Origin of the sequence: Lampropedia puyangensis (assembly GCF_004833285.1) — a bacterium.
Lineage (GTDB): Bacteria > Pseudomonadota > Gammaproteobacteria > Burkholderiales > Burkholderiaceae_C > Lampropedia > Lampropedia puyangensis.
In genome coordinates this window covers 367,511-383,902 of record NZ_STFG01000001.1, presented here as the reverse complement: position 1 = coordinate 383,902, position 16,392 = coordinate 367,511, and the positions used below count along the sequence as shown (strand labels likewise).

General features: G+C 51.2%; 13 protein-coding genes. 11 read left to right on the top strand and 2 right to left on the bottom strand.

Features of this window, described 5'->3' with window-relative positions; genetic code table 11:
* Nucleotides 1-38 precede the first annotated feature (38 nt).
* The gene (locus tag E9531_RS01525) at nucleotides 39-494 is read right to left on the bottom strand and encodes a low molecular weight protein-tyrosine-phosphatase (RefSeq protein WP_136572245.1); all 456 of its coding nucleotides are present in this window, start codon (nucleotides 492-494) and stop codon (nucleotides 39-41) included.
* 159 nt (nucleotides 495-653) lie between these two features.
* Entirely contained in the window at nucleotides 654-1,535 is an 882-nt protein-coding gene (locus E9531_RS01520) for an enoyl-CoA hydratase/isomerase family protein (RefSeq protein WP_136571965.1), read from the bottom strand.
* A 350-nt stretch (nucleotides 1,536-1,885) separates the two neighbouring features.
* Here E9531_RS01520 and E9531_RS01515 point away from each other — a divergent pair, with 350 nt between their 5' ends.
* The 11 genes from E9531_RS01515 to E9531_RS01465 all read left to right on the top strand — a co-directional run bounded on the left by E9531_RS01515 (nucleotide 1,886) and on the right by E9531_RS01465 (nucleotide 16,363).
* Entirely contained in the window at nucleotides 1,886-3,007 is a 1,122-nt protein-coding gene (locus tag E9531_RS01515; protein WP_136571964.1) for a branched-chain amino acid ABC transporter substrate-binding protein, read from the top strand.
* 658 nt (nucleotides 3,008-3,665) lie between these two features.
* Nucleotides 3,666-4,778 (top strand): high-affinity branched-chain amino acid ABC transporter substrate-binding protein, encoded by a 1,113-nt coding sequence (locus E9531_RS01510; protein WP_136571963.1) that lies wholly within the window; start codon nucleotides 3,666-3,668, stop codon nucleotides 4,776-4,778.
* 153 nt (nucleotides 4,779-4,931) lie between these two features.
* Nucleotides 4,932-5,852, top strand: a complete 921-nt coding sequence (gene livH, locus E9531_RS01505) for a high-affinity branched-chain amino acid ABC transporter permease LivH (RefSeq protein ID WP_136571962.1) — start codon at nucleotides 4,932-4,934, stop codon at nucleotides 5,850-5,852.
* Nucleotides 5,852-7,078 (top strand): high-affinity branched-chain amino acid ABC transporter permease LivM, encoded by a 1,227-nt coding sequence (locus E9531_RS01500; protein ID WP_136571961.1) that lies wholly within the window; start codon nucleotides 5,852-5,854, stop codon nucleotides 7,076-7,078. Before livH ends, E9531_RS01500 begins: the two co-directional genes overlap by 1 nt.
* Nucleotides 7,075-7,863: a high-affinity branched-chain amino acid ABC transporter ATP-binding protein LivG gene (gene livG, locus E9531_RS01495; RefSeq protein ID WP_136571960.1), complete on the top strand. Its 789-nt coding sequence runs from the start codon at nucleotides 7,075-7,077 to the stop codon at nucleotides 7,861-7,863. Before E9531_RS01500 ends, livG begins: the two co-directional genes overlap by 4 nt.
* A gap of 83 nt (nucleotides 7,864-7,946) precedes the next feature.
* Nucleotides 7,947-8,648 (top strand): ABC transporter ATP-binding protein, encoded by a 702-nt coding sequence (locus E9531_RS01490; protein ID WP_136572244.1) that lies wholly within the window; start codon nucleotides 7,947-7,949, stop codon nucleotides 8,646-8,648.
* 238 nt (nucleotides 8,649-8,886) lie between these two features.
* A complete protein-coding gene (locus E9531_RS01485; RefSeq protein ID WP_136571959.1) occupies nucleotides 8,887-9,369 on the top strand; it encodes a GspH/FimT family pseudopilin in 483 nt (160 codons plus the stop codon).
* Nucleotides 9,363-9,896 (top strand): type IV pilus modification protein PilV, encoded by a 534-nt coding sequence (gene pilV, locus E9531_RS01480; RefSeq protein WP_158291695.1) that lies wholly within the window; start codon nucleotides 9,363-9,365, stop codon nucleotides 9,894-9,896. Before E9531_RS01485 ends, pilV begins: the two co-directional genes overlap by 7 nt.
* On the top strand, nucleotides 9,853-10,719 hold the full coding sequence (locus E9531_RS01475; RefSeq protein ID WP_158291694.1) for a prepilin-type N-terminal cleavage/methylation domain-containing protein: 867 nt from the start codon (nucleotides 9,853-9,855) through the stop codon (nucleotides 10,717-10,719). The genes pilV and E9531_RS01475 overlap by 44 nt, the downstream gene beginning before the upstream one ends.
* Nucleotides 10,716-11,312: a pilus assembly PilX family protein gene (locus tag E9531_RS01470; protein ID WP_136571956.1), complete on the top strand. Its 597-nt coding sequence runs from the start codon at nucleotides 10,716-10,718 to the stop codon at nucleotides 11,310-11,312. The genes E9531_RS01475 and E9531_RS01470 overlap by 4 nt, the downstream gene beginning before the upstream one ends.
* A 20-nt stretch (nucleotides 11,313-11,332) precedes the next feature.
* Complete coding sequence (locus E9531_RS01465; RefSeq protein ID WP_136571955.1) at nucleotides 11,333-16,363, top strand: PilC/PilY family type IV pilus protein; 5,031 nt, start codon at nucleotides 11,333-11,335, stop codon at nucleotides 16,361-16,363.
* Nucleotides 16,364-16,392 lie beyond the last annotated feature (29 nt).

Here is a 16,392-nt window from a genome sequence, read left to right as displayed (position 1 = left end):
AGACCAACTCATACCACCAGACGCCTTGGTCTTCCTCTCTATACGTAAGCGATGAGTTGCTTGAGCAAACCATCGCAAGCGTCCTCGACCAAATCCAACACGTACTCAAAACCTTGATCGCCCCCGTAGTACGGGTCAGGAACCTCTTGGGTTTGGTGGTGCAGAGCAAATGCCGCCAAACGCATCACCTGCTGATTGTGCGCAGGGCCTGCCAACTGGCGAACTGCACGTTCGTTGGCATCGTCCATCACCAGCACCACATCAAACGCAGCAAAACCCACTGCCGAGAACTGCCTGGCACGCTGGGCGCTCAAATCATAGCCGCGCCGCACAGCATGGTGCTGCGATCGTGCATCCGGCGGCTCTCCAACGTGATAGGCGTGCGTACCTGCAGAATCCACCGCAATTTGCTTATGCAAACCTGCTTGTTCGAGCTTGCATTGCATGACGCCATGCGCAGTGGGACTGCGGCAAATATTGCCCATACACACCATCAGCACACGCAGCGGCGCCTGTCGGTTGCGGGTTTGAAGGTAGCGTAAATCAGGACTTGTATGGGGAGCGGAAGAAAACGATGGCATGGTCAGGCGAAAGCAACGTGAACAACAGGCAGTGTAGGCAAGGCCACACAGCACAAAGGATTCGACACAGTTCTATTTGAATTGGGGTTTGCGCTTTTCCAGAAACGCACTAATGCCTTCGCGGTGCTCTGCGCTCTCGGCATAGCGATACGCCGACGGCAGCAAGGCAGCCAATCCTGCTGAACCGTCTTGCAACAACACGCGCAAAGCCTGTTTGTGCATGCGGGCGGCCTGTGGCGCCAAAGGCAATAGCCGCTCCAGCCGCTTCATCACCAATGCCTCTAACTGCGCTTGCGCTGCGATTTCTGCGAGAAAGCCACTGGCTACCATCGCCCCACTTCCAATCACTTCAGCGCCTAGCAACATGCGCCGCACCAGCGCATCTCCAGCGGTGCGCTGCACCAATTGCAATTCCCGCGGAGCCATGGGAAATCCCAACTTGGCAATCGGCGCACCAAACAGGGCATTGTCAGAAGCCAAGCGGATATCGCAGCAGCATGCAATTTCCACTCCTGCGCCCATGCACGCGCCCTCAATCTGCGCGATGATGGGCACATCGCAATCGAGCATGGCTTGCAAGCCCCCCCACACAAGCGTTTCATGAAAGTGCTGCAAGCTCTCTTCTTTAAAGCGAAAGCTTTGGTATTCAGAAATATCCCCTCCAGCACAAAAAGCGCCCCCAGTGCCCTTGATCAGCACGCACCTGGCCTGGCTATCCTGAATGGACAGAAACACGGCACGCAGCTGTTGCCACATCGCCACCGACATGGCATTGAGTTTGCCTTCGTGTTGCAGCAAGACCTCCGCCCACGGGCCTTCTGCAGAAGAGTGCCAATTCAATAACACGCCTGCCGAAACGGCTTGCGTTACAGCGCCAGCACAATCGGCTGGATGATTGCGTGCCTGAGCGGCTGGTGCCGCTATCGCTGTGGCTTTTTCGTGCGTATGGTGCATTGAAGTCTCCAGCAAGCGATGAATCAAAGGTTTCACCATCGCTTTGGGTTAAGCATTCGTTTGGAACAAGCAAGGGTTAATCCCGACAATTGCCACTATGCACAAGCGCTGCACAAGAGAAATGCCTTAATCCCCCAGCAAACGCCATGTGCAAGCCACTGCCGAAGCTTTTTAGCGTGTATGCTTCCAATCGCTTGGGCATGGCAGCATCGCCATGGCGCTGGGTATTTTCCCTTGTTTTGCTCGCCTGCCAGTCAACAACGCAAGCATCCATTGCGTTGCCATAGGCAGACGCGCCAAGCAGCACTCAGCTCCAACGCCTATCCATCATTGATTCAAGGAGTATTCACATGACAACATTCCATTTGAAATCCGTGGCCACAGCACTGGTTGCTGCTGGTGCATTGACCCTCTCAGCTGGTGCATTTGCGCAAATCAAAATTGCCGTAGTCGGCCCCACAACAGGCGCCTTGACCCAATATGGTGACATGGTCAAGGAAGGCGTGGACACGGCAGTTGAACAAATCAATGCCGCAGGCGGCGTATTGGGTCAGAAACTCGAGACCGTAAGCATTGATGATGCATGCGAGCCCAAGCAAGGCCCTGTGGCAGCCAATCGCGTCGTGAACGACAAAATCGGTTTTGTGATTGGCGGTGTTTGCTCCGGCGCCACCATTGCCGCAGCGCCTATTTATGACGAAGAAGGCGTGGTGATGGTTACCCCATCGGCCACAGCACCTGCATTGACAGATGGCAAGGACTACCACTTTATTTTCCGCACCATTGGTCGCGATGACCAGCAAGGCCCAGCGGCAGCTAAATTCATCATCAGCAGCATCAAGCCGAGCAAAGTCGCTGTTCTGCACGACAAAGCATCGTACGGTCAAGGCATTGCCACAGCTGTGCGCGATGACCTGCAAAAAGCCAACATTCCAGTGGCCATTTTTGAAGGCATCAACGCTGGCGATACCGACTACTCAGCAGTGATCACCAAGCTCAAATCCAGCGGTGTGGATTTCGTCTACTTCGGCGGCTATCACCCTGAAATGGGCTTACTGTTGCGCCAAGCCAAAGAACAAGGCATCACTGCTAAGTTCATGGGCCCAGAAGGTGTGGGTAACCCAGATATCAACGCCATTGCTGGCGATGCGGTGGAAGGCATGTTGCTGACTTTGCCCGCTGACTTCACGCAGAACCCAACCAATGCTGCGATTGTTAAAGCATTCAAAGACAAAAATCGCAATCCTGGCGGCGCCTTCCAATTGACCGCTTACGCTGCAACCCAAACGATTGCAGAAGGCATTAAAGCTGCGGGCTCTGCCGATCCAGAAAAAGTAGCGCAATACCTGCATACAGCAAAAATCGCCAGCCCTATTGGCGAACTGTCATGGAACAAAGCAGGCGACCTGAACAACTTTGAGTTTGACGTATTCACCTGGCACAAAGACGGCAGCAAAACCGTGACCAAGTAATACTTTTCTGACATGCAAGGAGCGCTTACTCCAGGCGCTTCAATCAAGCGGGGCTGTGGCCCTGCTTTTTTATTACTTCAAGCATTGCTTCAAGCAAAAAAATAAAACACGCCCATAAGATGGGCTTAGATTTATCGTTCACGAATACATACTGCACCAATACCATTCACATCGGTATGCCAAGCGCACCATCTGCGTGCAGCGACTCTTGCAGTCACAAATCTCAAGATAAATTTAACATTAATTCACAAACAACAAAAAACAATAGACCATTAGCAATACATGCCGTATCAACCTTCCCTCCTACGGCATCATGAACGCCTCCATCCAAGCAATAGCCTCAACTTCATCGAAATGCATTCGCTTGCTAAATTTTGGGTTTCCACTCAAGAGAAGCACCAGTAAGACAAAGCTATTCCCGCCTGTGGCACAGATATTGCGAAAAGCAACTTCGTGGCATCGTGTGTTGATCTGCAACGATCAACACACAGCAAGAATGGCTGCAGCCGTGCACCTCGACTAGGGAATCCTCCCGGTGACACCTATGCACCAAACTCGCACAATATGCCCCAGCCTTGTGCATTTGTACCTTCGCTGACTGCTCAAACCAGTCCATCAGTCCAATGTGCATTTCATTGTTTACTAGGAGCCTTCTCATATGAAGCTGACCCGTTTTGTTCCAACCCTGATCTCTGTTGCAGCCCTCACTGTGGCTGGTGCAGCCTTTGCCGCGGACGCCATCAAAATTGGTATTCCCCAGCCTATGACCGGGCCAAACAAACAGTATGGTGACCAAATTCAAGCAGGCGCCTTGACTGCGATCGATATGGTCAATGCGGCTGGTGGTATCAATGGTCGCAAGTTGGAGCCCGTCCTGATTGATGATGGCTGCGAACCCAAGCAATCCGTGCCAGCGGCTAACCAAGTGGTGCGTTCGGGCGCCAAGTTTGCTGTTGCACATGCATGCTCGGGCACGACTGTGCCTGCAGTTCCGATTTATGAAGAAGAGCAAATTGTCGCTATCACACCAGGCGCCACCAATCCTGCCGTGACCGATACAACCAAACCCCATTTCTTCTTCCGCACCATTGGCCGTGATGACCAGCAAGGGCCATTCGCCGCAAAATACATTGCCAACACGCTCAAACCCAAGAGCGTGGTCGTGCTGCACGACAAGCAAACTTATGGCGCAGGCGTTGCAACCCAGGTGCGTGATGCACTAGTGAAAGAAGGCGTGAATGTCTCGTTGTTCGAGAGTATCAATGTGGGCGATAGCGACTACTCGGCCATCATCACCAAACTCAAAACGCTCAACACAGACTTGGTCTACTTCGGTGGTTACCACCCGGAACTGGGTTTGCTGCTGCGCCAAGCGCGCGAGCAGGGTCTGAGCGTGCAATTCATGGGCCCAGAAGGCACGGCCAACCAAGATCTGGTGGCCATTGCAGGCCCAGCCATTGAAGGCCTGTTGGTCACGCTGCCAGCCGATTTCACCAAGCGCCCAGAAAATGCTGCCATCGTTAAAGCTTTCCACGACGCCAAACGCGACCCAGACGGCGCCTTCCAAATGCCTGCATACGCGGCCGTGGAGTTGATCACTGCGGGTATTAAGGCTGTGGGTGATGATCCAGTCAAAGTGGCCGACTACCTGCACGCCAACAGCTTTGACACCTCTATTGGTAAAGTAGAGTTCGATGCCAAAGGTGACTTGAAAGACTTTGAGTTTGCGGTCTACCAATGGGACAAGGCCGGCGGCAAAAAGCAATTGTAAAAAAATGCTCTGATCGGGATGGCAGCCCATCCGGCTGCACTATATTAGTACCCCCATCGGCAACGGCTGCTGCACAACCAGCAGCCGCCAAACGATGCAACCGAAAACGGCAGTGACCAACATCGCTGCCGATTTTCGTACGGAGCCTCTTCTATGTCTGAACTTCCTCAAATCATCCAACAGATTTTCAACGGTCTGTCCTTGGGTGCCATTTATGCCCTCATCGCCATCGGTTACACGATGGTCTACGGGATTATTGGCATGATCAACTTTGCCCATGGCGAGATCTACATGATCGGTGCCTATGTTGGACTTGTCACCTTGACAGCCATTGGCACGCAAAGTGGTCTTCCCATTCCTTTAGTCATTGCCGCCATGCTGGTGATTGCAATGGCCGTCACTGGCGTGTACGGCTATACAGTGGAGCGTGTTGCTTACCGCCCCGTACGCGGTGGCCCGCGCTTGGTGGCCTTGATTTCTGCGATTGGTATGTCGATCTTTCTGCAGAACTGGGTCGCACTGGGCCAAGGCGCGCGCGACCAAGCCGTTCCATCGCTCATTCCTGGAGCCATCACCATTGATATTGGTGACTTTGATATCACCCTCCCCTACTCACGTATCTTGATCATTGCCGTTACCGTCGTGTTGATGGTTGCCTTGACCTTGTTCATCAAAAATTCACGCATGGGCCGCGCCTCTCGGGCTTGCTCGCAAGACATGAAGATGGCCAGCTTGCTGGGCATTGACACCAACCGCGTAATCTCCTTCACGTTTATTCTGGGCGCAATGCTCGCGGCTGTAGGTGGCGTACTCATTGCCATCACCATAGGAAAACTCAACCCGTTCATTGGTTTTATTGCCGGCATCAAGGCCTTTACCGCAGCCGTGTTAGGTGGAATTGGCAGCATCCCTGGCGCCATGCTCGGTGGCGTTTTGCTGGGTTTGGCCGAAACATTTGCCGCAGCCTACATTTCTTCGCAATACAAAGACATCGTGGCATTTGGCCTGTTGGTGCTGATTTTGCTGTTCCGTCCGACCGGCTTGCTGGGCAAACCTGAAGTGGAGAAGGTCTGATGCGCACAACAATCAACAATGCCTTCATCGCTGCGGCCATGACCGCAGTCATCATTACCCCTGTTTTTGGCCTTCAACTCTTTCGCCAAGGGGCTCAAACCCACCTCGAATCCCACTGGGGCATGGTGGCACTGGGCTGCGCCATCGTGTTTGTTTTGCAGCTTATCAAGCCTGCATTAGGCAAACTGTTTGGCCAAGTCAGCCTGCCCAAAGCCCCATCGATTGCGCCCAAAGGCCAAAAGATCTTTGGCGTTTTATTGATTGTCTTGGCTTTGGCCTGGCCTTTCTTTGGCTCACGCAGCCAAGTAGACATTGCCACGCTGGTGCTGATTTACGTCATGCTCGGCCTTGGCCTGAATATTGTGGTTGGTTTCGCAGGCTTGCTGGATCTGGGTTTTGTCGGCTTTTATGCCGTAGGCGCCTATACCTATGCGCTGCTCTACCACTGGGCTGGCTGGTCATTCTGGCAAGCCTTGCCTTTCTCAGGTATGGCCGCAGCGTTGTTTGGCTATATCCTTGGCTTTCCTGTGCTGCGTTTACGGGGGGACTATCTGGCCATTGTGACGCTAGGTTTTGGTGAAATCATTCGCTTGCTACTCATTAACCTGACGCAATGGACTGGTGGCCCAGACGGCATTTCAGGCGTACCTAAGCCCACTCTGTTGGGCTACGAAATGACGCGCCGCGCAAGCGAAGAAGGCACACAAACCTTCCACCAAATGATGGGCTTGACCTTCAATAACCAGCATATGGTGATCTACCTGTACTTGCTGGCTTTGATTTTCGCCTTGATTACGCTGTACGTATCCAACCGACTGATTCGCATGCCGATTGGTCGGGCATGGGAAGCATTGCGTGAAGACGAGATTGCATGTCGATCACTGGGCTTGAACCCAACCAACATCAAACTCTCGGCGTTCACCTTAGGTGCCATGTTCGCTGGTTTTGGCGGTGCTTTTTTTGCCGCACGCCAAGGTTTGGTCAATCCCGAGTCATTCACTTTCATTGAGTCAGCGCTGATTTTGGCAGTGGTGGTACTAGGCGGCATGGGCTCGCAACTCGGGGTCATTTTGGCAGCCATTGTTTTGACCGTTTTGCCTGAAATTGCCCGCGAATTTGCGGAATACCGCATGCTGCTGTTCGGATTGGTCATGGTGTTGATGATGATGTGGCGTCCGCAAGGTCTGCTGCCCACCCAACGCCCCCATGTGGAGATTCCGCGATGACCGCACCAACTCAAGCCAACACTACGCCCCTGCTGCAGGTGCGCGATCTGACCATGCGTTTTGGCGGCCTGCTGGCCGTCGACAACGTAGCCTTTGATGTCGGACAAACTGAAATTTTTGCAATCATCGGCCCTAACGGCGCCGGTAAAACCACGGTCTTCAACTGCATTGGTGGTTTTTACAAACCCACATCAGGCCAGGTGCACATGGCGGGCAAGAATATTGCTGGCCTGCCCAGCCATAAGGTTGCTCGCCATGGTTTAGTACGCACGTTCCAAAACGTACGTCTATTCAAAGAGCTCACCGCACTGGAAAACCTGCTCGTGGCGCAACACACGCAAGTTGAAAGCAATATGCTCAAAGGGCTATTGAAGTTGCCCTCTTACCGCAAGGCAGAGAAAGAAGCACTGGATCGCGCAGTATGGTGGCTGGACTTCATGGGCATTCGCCAATATGCAAACCGCGAAGCGGGCAACCTAGCCTACGGCCACCAACGGCGCCTGGAAATAGCACGCTGCATGATTACCAAGCCCAGCTTGCTAATGCTCGACGAACCTGCAGCAGGCCTGAACCCGCAAGAGAAAGTCGAACTACAACATCTGATCGAAAAGCTTCGCAACGACTTCAAAGTGGCTGTTTTGTTGATTGAACACGATATGAGTCTGGTGATGAACGTCTCCGAACGCATTCTGGTCATGGAACATGGCAAACCCATTGTGACTGGCACCCCAGACGTGGTGCGCAATGATCCTCGCGTCATCAAAGCTTACTTGGGAGAAGAATGATGAGCCTGATCATCACCGAAACCATCACCAGCGTGTCCACAACCCTATCCATGGAGCCCGGAACATCTGCTGCACAGCAACCTATGCTCCAACTCGAAGGCATTCACACCTACTACGGGGCTATCCAGGCCTTGAACGGTGTGTCTATCCACGTCAATAAGGGAGAGATCGTCACCCTCATCGGCAGCAATGGTGCAGGAAAAACCACCATGCTCATGACCATTTGCGGCAATCCACGTGCCAGCAGTGGTCGCGTGCTGTTTGAAGGGCAGGACATCACGCAAATGCAAACCCACAAAATCATGCAAAACGGCATAGCCATTTCGCCTGAGGGTCGCCGCGTTTTTCCTGATCTGACGGTGGTCGAAAACCTCAAAATGGGCGGTTTCTTCCAAAATACACAGGCTATTGAAGAAGGCATTGAGCACGTCTTTAGCCTCTTCCCACGCCTGAAAGAGCGCGCCAACCAACGTGCAGGCACCATGTCTGGTGGTGAGCAACAAATGCTGGCCATTGGCCGCGCCCTGATGAGCAAACCCCGCTTATTGTTGCTTGATGAACCCACATTGGGCCTGGCGCCACTGATCATTGCCCAGATTTTCGAAATCATTCAAACAATTCGGGCTGAAGGTGTCACGGTATTTTTGGTTGAACAAAACGCCAACAAGGCACTGCAAATTGCAGACCGTGGCTACGTTCTTGAAACAGGAAACGTGGTTCTGGAAGATACCGGTACCAACCTGCTTGGCAACCCTGATATTCGCAAGGCGTATTTGGGTGCGTAGACATTTTGAATCTTTACATATCACATTTCCTGAAAGTCACAAGCCCTTGGCACATGCCAAGGGCTTTTTTTCGACAAAAGCTATGCAATAGGATTGCCGATTGTCAGTTAAATCATTCCGCTTATCAGATTTGATTCTTTTAAGAAATTTGCATAATTTTTAACAATATAAAATATTTAGCAAACAAATGACATTTTGCGCCATTTCTCATTTTTAGTCGAGTCAAGACCTATAAGCCATGCACGTTCTTTCCATTTGCAAAGCAAGGCGCACTCCCCCCCCTCATTCCAAGGGATTCACATTACTTGAGGCAATGGTCGTAGTAGCGTTGTTGGCTCTCTTATCAACAATCGCGGTTCCTTCATTTCAAACAATGATTGCGAACAATCGAGTCTCATCCTCGGCATCTGAACTGCAAGTTCTACTGCTCTTTGCCCGGTCTGAAGCAGTATACAAACGCACGGCAACCAGTGTTGAAATTGCTAGCTCGACATGGAATGTCAAATCAGGATCGAACCTTCTGCGCACGACAAACGTCTCTGATGCAGTCTCTGTATCAGTTAGCCCAAATGAAGACATTGGTTTTGCTGTAAGTGGTAATGCATCCAACGACTTCTCTATCGCAGTAAGTAACTCAGGGGCATCGCGTACCGAATGCATTCGTATTTCGAAAGCAGGCTTGGTTCAACAACAACGGAAAGCGGCGGGCCAAGCATGCTGAAACTCCACTCCCCCTCGCCCAGAACCCCGCAGTCAGGCTTTGCCTTGATCGAAGTATTGGTATCGATTTTGGTGTTGAGCATTGGACTACTAGGGGCTGCAGGCATGTTTACAAGAGGTATTGACTTCACAGTCGATACAGAGCGGCGACAAATGGCAGCAATGGTGGCCAATGAGTGGATGGAAACCATGCGCGGCAATACCGCGACCATTCTCAACGCCAACGGCACCCCAAAAGAGGACTTGGGTGGGTACGCTAAAAATTCCAGCACTGATGTTGATAGTGAATCATGCGATCCAACCTCAGTCGAAGCTGCCAAACAACTCAATTGCTGGGCGGCCCGGTCTATTGAATTAATGCCTGAGTTGGACGACGCCTTCATCAAGACCCACTTTTCCGTCACGCAAAACTCTGGCGTTATTTCTGTTCAAGTCGCATGGCCCTCTAAAAGCAAGCAATGCCTAGCAGATGATGAGACCGTTAATGACAACACATATTGCACCTACACAATCCACTCCAAGCTTTAAAGGTCAGTCTAGTCCTGCAAGCCGCAGCCAGAAAGGCCTCAGTTTGGTTGAGGTCATGGTTGCCATGGCAATTGGTCTATTCATTGTTTTGCTGGTCAGCTTGGTCTATATCGAAGGGGCCCGCAATCTGAGCTTTCGCCAAGGTCAAAGCGAAAACTTAGCCAACAGCCGTTACACCCTCGGTAGTCTGGAACAACACTTCTCGAAAGCAGGGTACCGGCGTGATCCAACTCTAAGTATGGAAAAGGCCTTTCCAGCATTGATTGACGACACGACAGACTGTGCTTTTGCGCGCGGAGAAGCCATAAATATCAAAACTGATGGTGCACTTTGTATTCGTTTCCAGCCCAGAGATGCTATCGAGACTGACTGCTCAGGCAATACAGACCCCTCCGTTTCAAGTTTGATGCCATATGAAGCCCCTACCACTTCAACCGTAGGAAATGGTGTTTTTGTAGAACGCTTCAGCATCAGCAACCATACTTTGGTTTGCGCTGCGCAAAGCACAGAAACCGCCTTGGCTGCAGGAGTGCAAGACATCCACTTTCAATATGGCACTGGTCCTAAAGTCTCTTCTATGGCAATACGAAAAATCAGCGCATTCACCACAGACACACCGAGTAGCAACCAAGTCATTCGAGCACTCAAATATTCGATTTTGCTTGCAGCATCATCGAGTCGCCTTACTGGGGGAATGGAATCTACCGTGTGTGACCGCTGGAAAACCGTTGCAGGCGCAGATAACGCCAGCTGCAGTGCCGATTCAGGCGCGCTATACCAAGTTGCCAGTGGCGCGGTCACTCTCAGAAATCTGATGCCATGACTTTTTTTATGCCAGCATCGCTCAATCCAAACCATAAACATCCGTTGCCTAAGCAACAAGGTGCCACTCTGGTGGTGGCACTCATCATGTTGCTGATGCTGCTAATGCTGGCCATTACCGGCATGCGCGCCATCACGCTCGAATCTAGGATTGCAGCCAATTTATTAGACCAACAACAACTGGTTGAGGTCGCTGACGGGGCTCTGCGTGATGGAGAGCGAACGATCGTTGGCTCTTATCAAGGTGTAAGACTGGCCCAATGCGACAGCGCCGCCCCCTCGGCAGTGACAGAGGGTGTTCCGTGTTACGTATCAGAAGCGAAAGCTGACACCCTTGGGCTTCACACTGACTTTGCACAAGGCGTTGAAGTGGCAGGCTTTACATCACCAGCTCCCAATGGATTCTGGTATCCCCGCTATATCGACACAGTATGCCCAAAAGGTATGTCCGCAACCTCCGCCCTGAATATAGCCACGACTGGTTGCACTGAATATTACGAGGTCAATGCACAAGCAACGCGTCAAAACGCTCACACGGACTGTGGAGCGAACGCCGTTTGTCTACGCTCGACCGTCAATCAGTTCATTAAATAATGATCCTGCAGGAGGCTGTTATGCAAACCAGCTCTAGCTCCATGAAACAAGTCACCCAATATTTAGCCATTACGGCAGCACTGATCAGTCCGCTGTTGGCACACGCCCAAAATAGTGGCGACACGGCTTTATCTCAAACACCGCTGTTTGTGAGTGAGAGCTTCCCCCCGCTGAACATGCTTGTCATGGGGCGCGATCACAAGCTTTATTACGAAGCCTATAACGATGCATCAGATCTCAATGGGGATGGGGTGATTGACGTCGGCTACAAACCGGACCAAATTGATTATTACGGCTATTTCAATAACAACGTTTGCTATACCTATAGTGGTAATAAGGGGGACGCATGGAATTTGCCGCCGACCACAGGACTGTTCATTCCTGCCAGTGCAGCCACAGGCTCCAACCAGAAACAATGCTCTAACGCATGGAGTGGCGACTTTCTCAACTACCTCACGACATCTCGCATGGATGCGCTGCGCAAGGTACTGTATGGGGGCATGCGGTCTGTCGACACCGTTGACTCAACCGTTCTGCAAGGGGCCTATGTTCCACGTGATGCCCACTCCTGGGGAAAATCGTATGACCCGCTGCGCGATGGGGCCATCTACGATATTCGCAACTACGCCCCCCTAAAGCAACCCGCTAAAGGAACACGGCATTTGTTTGCCGTGACCACACTAGGAGAAAGTGGTGACTCACTCGTGCCTCAGTTGCGCGTACTCAACGACAGTACATTTCAAGTATGGGATTGGGTATCCAAAGAAGGTACGGCGGGCCAAGGGCAGTGTATGGGGGGCGTTAACTGCGAAAAGGATGCAGGAAGCCAGTACACCATTGTTCCAGCTAGCGCCTATCGCAATCTATCGATAACGACCTGGAAAACGAGTAGCCCGAGCCAAGCAAACATGCCATCGAGCTCAACGGCCATGGATACTCTGTTCAGTAGCACGGGAAGGCGCAATAGCGCAAACCAATGTGGCACAGGAAATATTAGTCTGATTGATACCTCAGGCTCTGACAACAATCCATTCACAGGAGCAAGTGCAAACGGCTGTGGACATGACAACTACATGACTGAAATCACCGGTCAAATATATATCCCAGAACCAGGAAAATACACCTTCTCAATTGATGGGGATGACGCCGTTGAAGCCCGATTAGACGGAACGACATGGGGCTGGTACAACGGACATGGCAATGACCGCAATAACTGGGAAAACAATAGCCGCAACAGAGAAATTAATTTCACCTCTGCGGGCTGGAAAGACATTCGCTTCCGTCACGTTGAAGGATCAGGTGGGGACAACTGGGGTTTTGCTCAAAAAATTGAGAGACCAGCCAGCAAAATTGTTGGTCATAACATCAAAGTACAAGTCTGCCCAAAATCAAATGCGTCGCTGCGCGAAGACAGTTGCAAAGCGTATCCAAACGATGGTCACAACACCATCTACAAGCCTACCGGCTTGCTGCACGACTTTGGTGAAAACGAAAAAATGTACTTTGGCCTACTAACAGGCTCCTACCAAAAGAACCTGGCAGGCGGTGTTTTGCGCCGCAACATGGGCAGCTTCACAGATGAAGTCAATTTGCTCACAGGCGAATTCAAAACTTCAATCAATGGCATTGTTGACAACATCAACCGCCAACGCATTATTGGCTTCAATGGCAGTCAATACAATGAATGCGGTTGGTATACAGCTGGCCCGTTAAGTGAAAAATCCAACCCATCTGACTGCGCCATGTGGGGCAATCCCATTGCTGAAATGATGTTTGAAACGCTCCGATATTTCAGTGGAGCAACAACTGCATCTGACACTTTTGATTACCAAAACAACAACTCAAAAGATAAAAAGAATCTAGACCTTTCCAAACCAGCTTGGGCATCGCCATATAAAAATGAAAACCAAGGTGGAGGGGGCTTTCCTCATTGCGCTCGCCCGGTGATGACTGTGCTCAGCGATATCAACCCATCGTATGACTACAAGCTTCCTGGTAGCCGATTCTCCAACATTGATGCCAACGCTACCAATCTAAGCGGCTTTAACGTTTCCACAGAAACACGGGCAATAGGGGCTGCTGAAAGCATCAATGGGAAATATTTTTTCATTGGTCAGTCAACAGAAGACAATGCGGATGCAGCTCCGTCAGTCAAGCAAATTAACGATTTGTCTTGGGTTCGTGGCCTCTCGCCTCAAGAACCTAGTAAACAGGGAACCTACTACTCTGCAGGCGTTGCACGCTATGGTGCGAACAACCGTATCGCAGGCAACAACCAAGGCATGAACAAGGTGATGACCTACTCCGTAGCCATCGCATCACCACTACCTGAAATTCGCTTTCCTGTAGGAGACGGACGCTACGTCACCATTGCGCCTTTTGCAAAGTCTGTGACCGGTAACTCAATTAACCCGGTGAAATTTGCACCGACCGATCAAATCGTGGATTACTACGTAGATCGTATTGCCAACACAGGAGAGACCGACAAAGATCCGACAATCAACCAGGGGCGCCCCTATGCGGAATTTCGGATCAATTACGAAGACGTTGAGCAAGGTGCTGACCATGACATGGATGCCATTTCTCGTTATGTAGTTGCACTGCAAGCCAATGGCACAGTTAAAGTAGATATCGTCTCTGAATATGCGGCAGGCGGTATTGGTCAACACATGGGGTATGTGATCTCAGGCACAACAAAAGACGGCATGTACTTGGAAGTGCGCGATAAAGACACTAATTCAGTCTTTTACGAATACAACACGCCACAAGGGCGCGATCCCGGTTATTGCAAAGGTCGCAATAGCGATTCAGCATGTATTACGCTGCCTTTGACCGCCAGTCGTGTCTTTACGCCTAGCACGAGCAGTGAATCAGGAAGTTTCCTGAAAGACCCGCTGTGGTATGCCGCAAAATACGGAATGCCAGACCGTGACCCTGCATCTGTTGTAGGTGATCCCGACAACTACTTCTTGGTCACCAATGCCACAACGCTGAAAAGCCAAATGACCAAGGCATTCAATGACATTCTGCAAAACACCAGCTCCGTCACGTCAGTCGAAGTCAATCTTCCAGAAGGCCCTTTAAGTGGGGATTCCGAGGTGTACCGCACTACTTTCGAGGCTGAAGGCTGGAGTGGTGATTTACTCAAAGAAGAATTGACTGTGGCAGATGGCTCGCTCTCGCGCAGCAAAATCTGGAGTGCAGCCGAGCAACTGGCTGGCCGGACAGACAGGAACATCCTGTTTGCAGGTCAATCTATTAGTGGGGCTGCTGAACTCAAACCCTTTACGTGGACCACAATTAACCAAGCAGCTAATAACAACCCCTATGCTGCATGGGTCACGGCGCTTAACCGCAATGTTGATGGTGCGACAGACAATTCAGGCGAAGATCGCGTGGCCTTTTTGCGAGGCGAGAACAACTCTCTGCGTGAGCGCAAGAAACTCTCCAACGGTGCGATTAACCTGTTGGGTGACATCGTTAACTCATCTGCTTTGCGGGTGAAAGGCCCTGCTTACCTCATAGCGCCAGCCAATAAGCTAGAAGGGGAAGGCTCTGACTATGCCACCTATGCAGCAAACCAAGCTGAGCTGCCTGAAATGGTGTACGTGGGGAGTAACGATGGCATGTTTCATGCATTTAATGGCAGCACTGGCGCAGAAGTATTTGCTTTTGTCCCCACCTCCACGCGCAACTACCTCAGTGTATTAACTGCATCAGATTATGGGCAGCCAGAAGGCACTCCCCACCGCTACTTTGTTGATGGACCATCCATTGCCACTGACGTCTATTTTGACAATGTATGGCATAAGGTACTAATTGGTAGTTTGGGGGCCGGCGGAAGGCAAGTTTTCGCGCTGGATATTACAAATCCTGAATCACCAAACCTGCTGTGGGAATTCGGATCAGATCAAGACTCCGATATGGGGTATTCCTTAGCCAAGCCTACGATTGCACGCCTGAATGATGTCGTCTCAGAAGAAGGTGAAGTCATAGAAAAAGGCCGCTGGGTTGCCCTGATTCCAAACGGCTACCAAAGCGGTAGTAGTAGTACAGGACAAGCCCATTTATTTGTATTAGATATTGCCAATGGCGATGTTATTAAAGAGTTTGCTGTCGATGGCATTCAAGGCGTCACGGATGCGCAGCGCCCTGACGGTTATATGCCTCTCGGGAATGGTCTCTCCAGCATTAGCGCCATTGATGAGAATAAAGATGGACAAATCGATTTGGTTTATGGCGGCGACTTATTAGGAAATGTTTGGCGCTTTGATGTGCGCAGCGCTACAGCGACAAACTGGCAAGCCCAAAAATTCTTTGTAGCACAAGATGCCAATAGCAAACGGTTGCCGATCACTGCGGCGCCTTATGTGGTCGACCACCCATTAGGCAAAGGCAGCATTGTGGTAGTTGGTACTGGTCGCTACGTCACCCCGAGCGATCAGGATCGCGGCCAGCAAACTATTTTCGGAATTTGGGACCGTTACAGTGATGGCAGCCTTGTGACCACAGGGGCATTGCCTTCAGCAAATAAAGTGCGAGCGAATTTGCAACAACAGACCTTCACTGAATTTCAAGGTCAAGACGGCGCATTCCAACTTACCAGCAACGCCATTGAGTGGTTTGCTGACAACAAGACAGAAGGCTCCGATGCAGACGTACAAAAATGGGGCTGGTATATTGACCTGCCTCGCACTGAGGAGCAACTGGTCTACGATATGACCCTCTACGGACAAGCGTTACTATTTACGACCATCCGAATCAGCGAAGACCCTTGCTCAGCCGGTCTAAGTGGCGCGCTGTACGCCATCGCGCCAGACTCTGGCGGCTCTACCCAGTTCAGCGTATTTGATGTCAACGGAGATGGAAAAATTGATCAAGATGACTTGATTAACGACATTTTTGTCAGTGGTATTGACGCCTCTGCTGGACGACAGCAAGTCAGTGGCGAATACATCTATGACCCAAGTGCCTCACGCCGCCTCATTAGCTCAGGAATTGAGTACGGCCGTCAAAGCTGGCGCGAGCAACCCCCCAACAGCGAAGAATAATGGTATGCCCCTCTTCATCTACAAAAGGA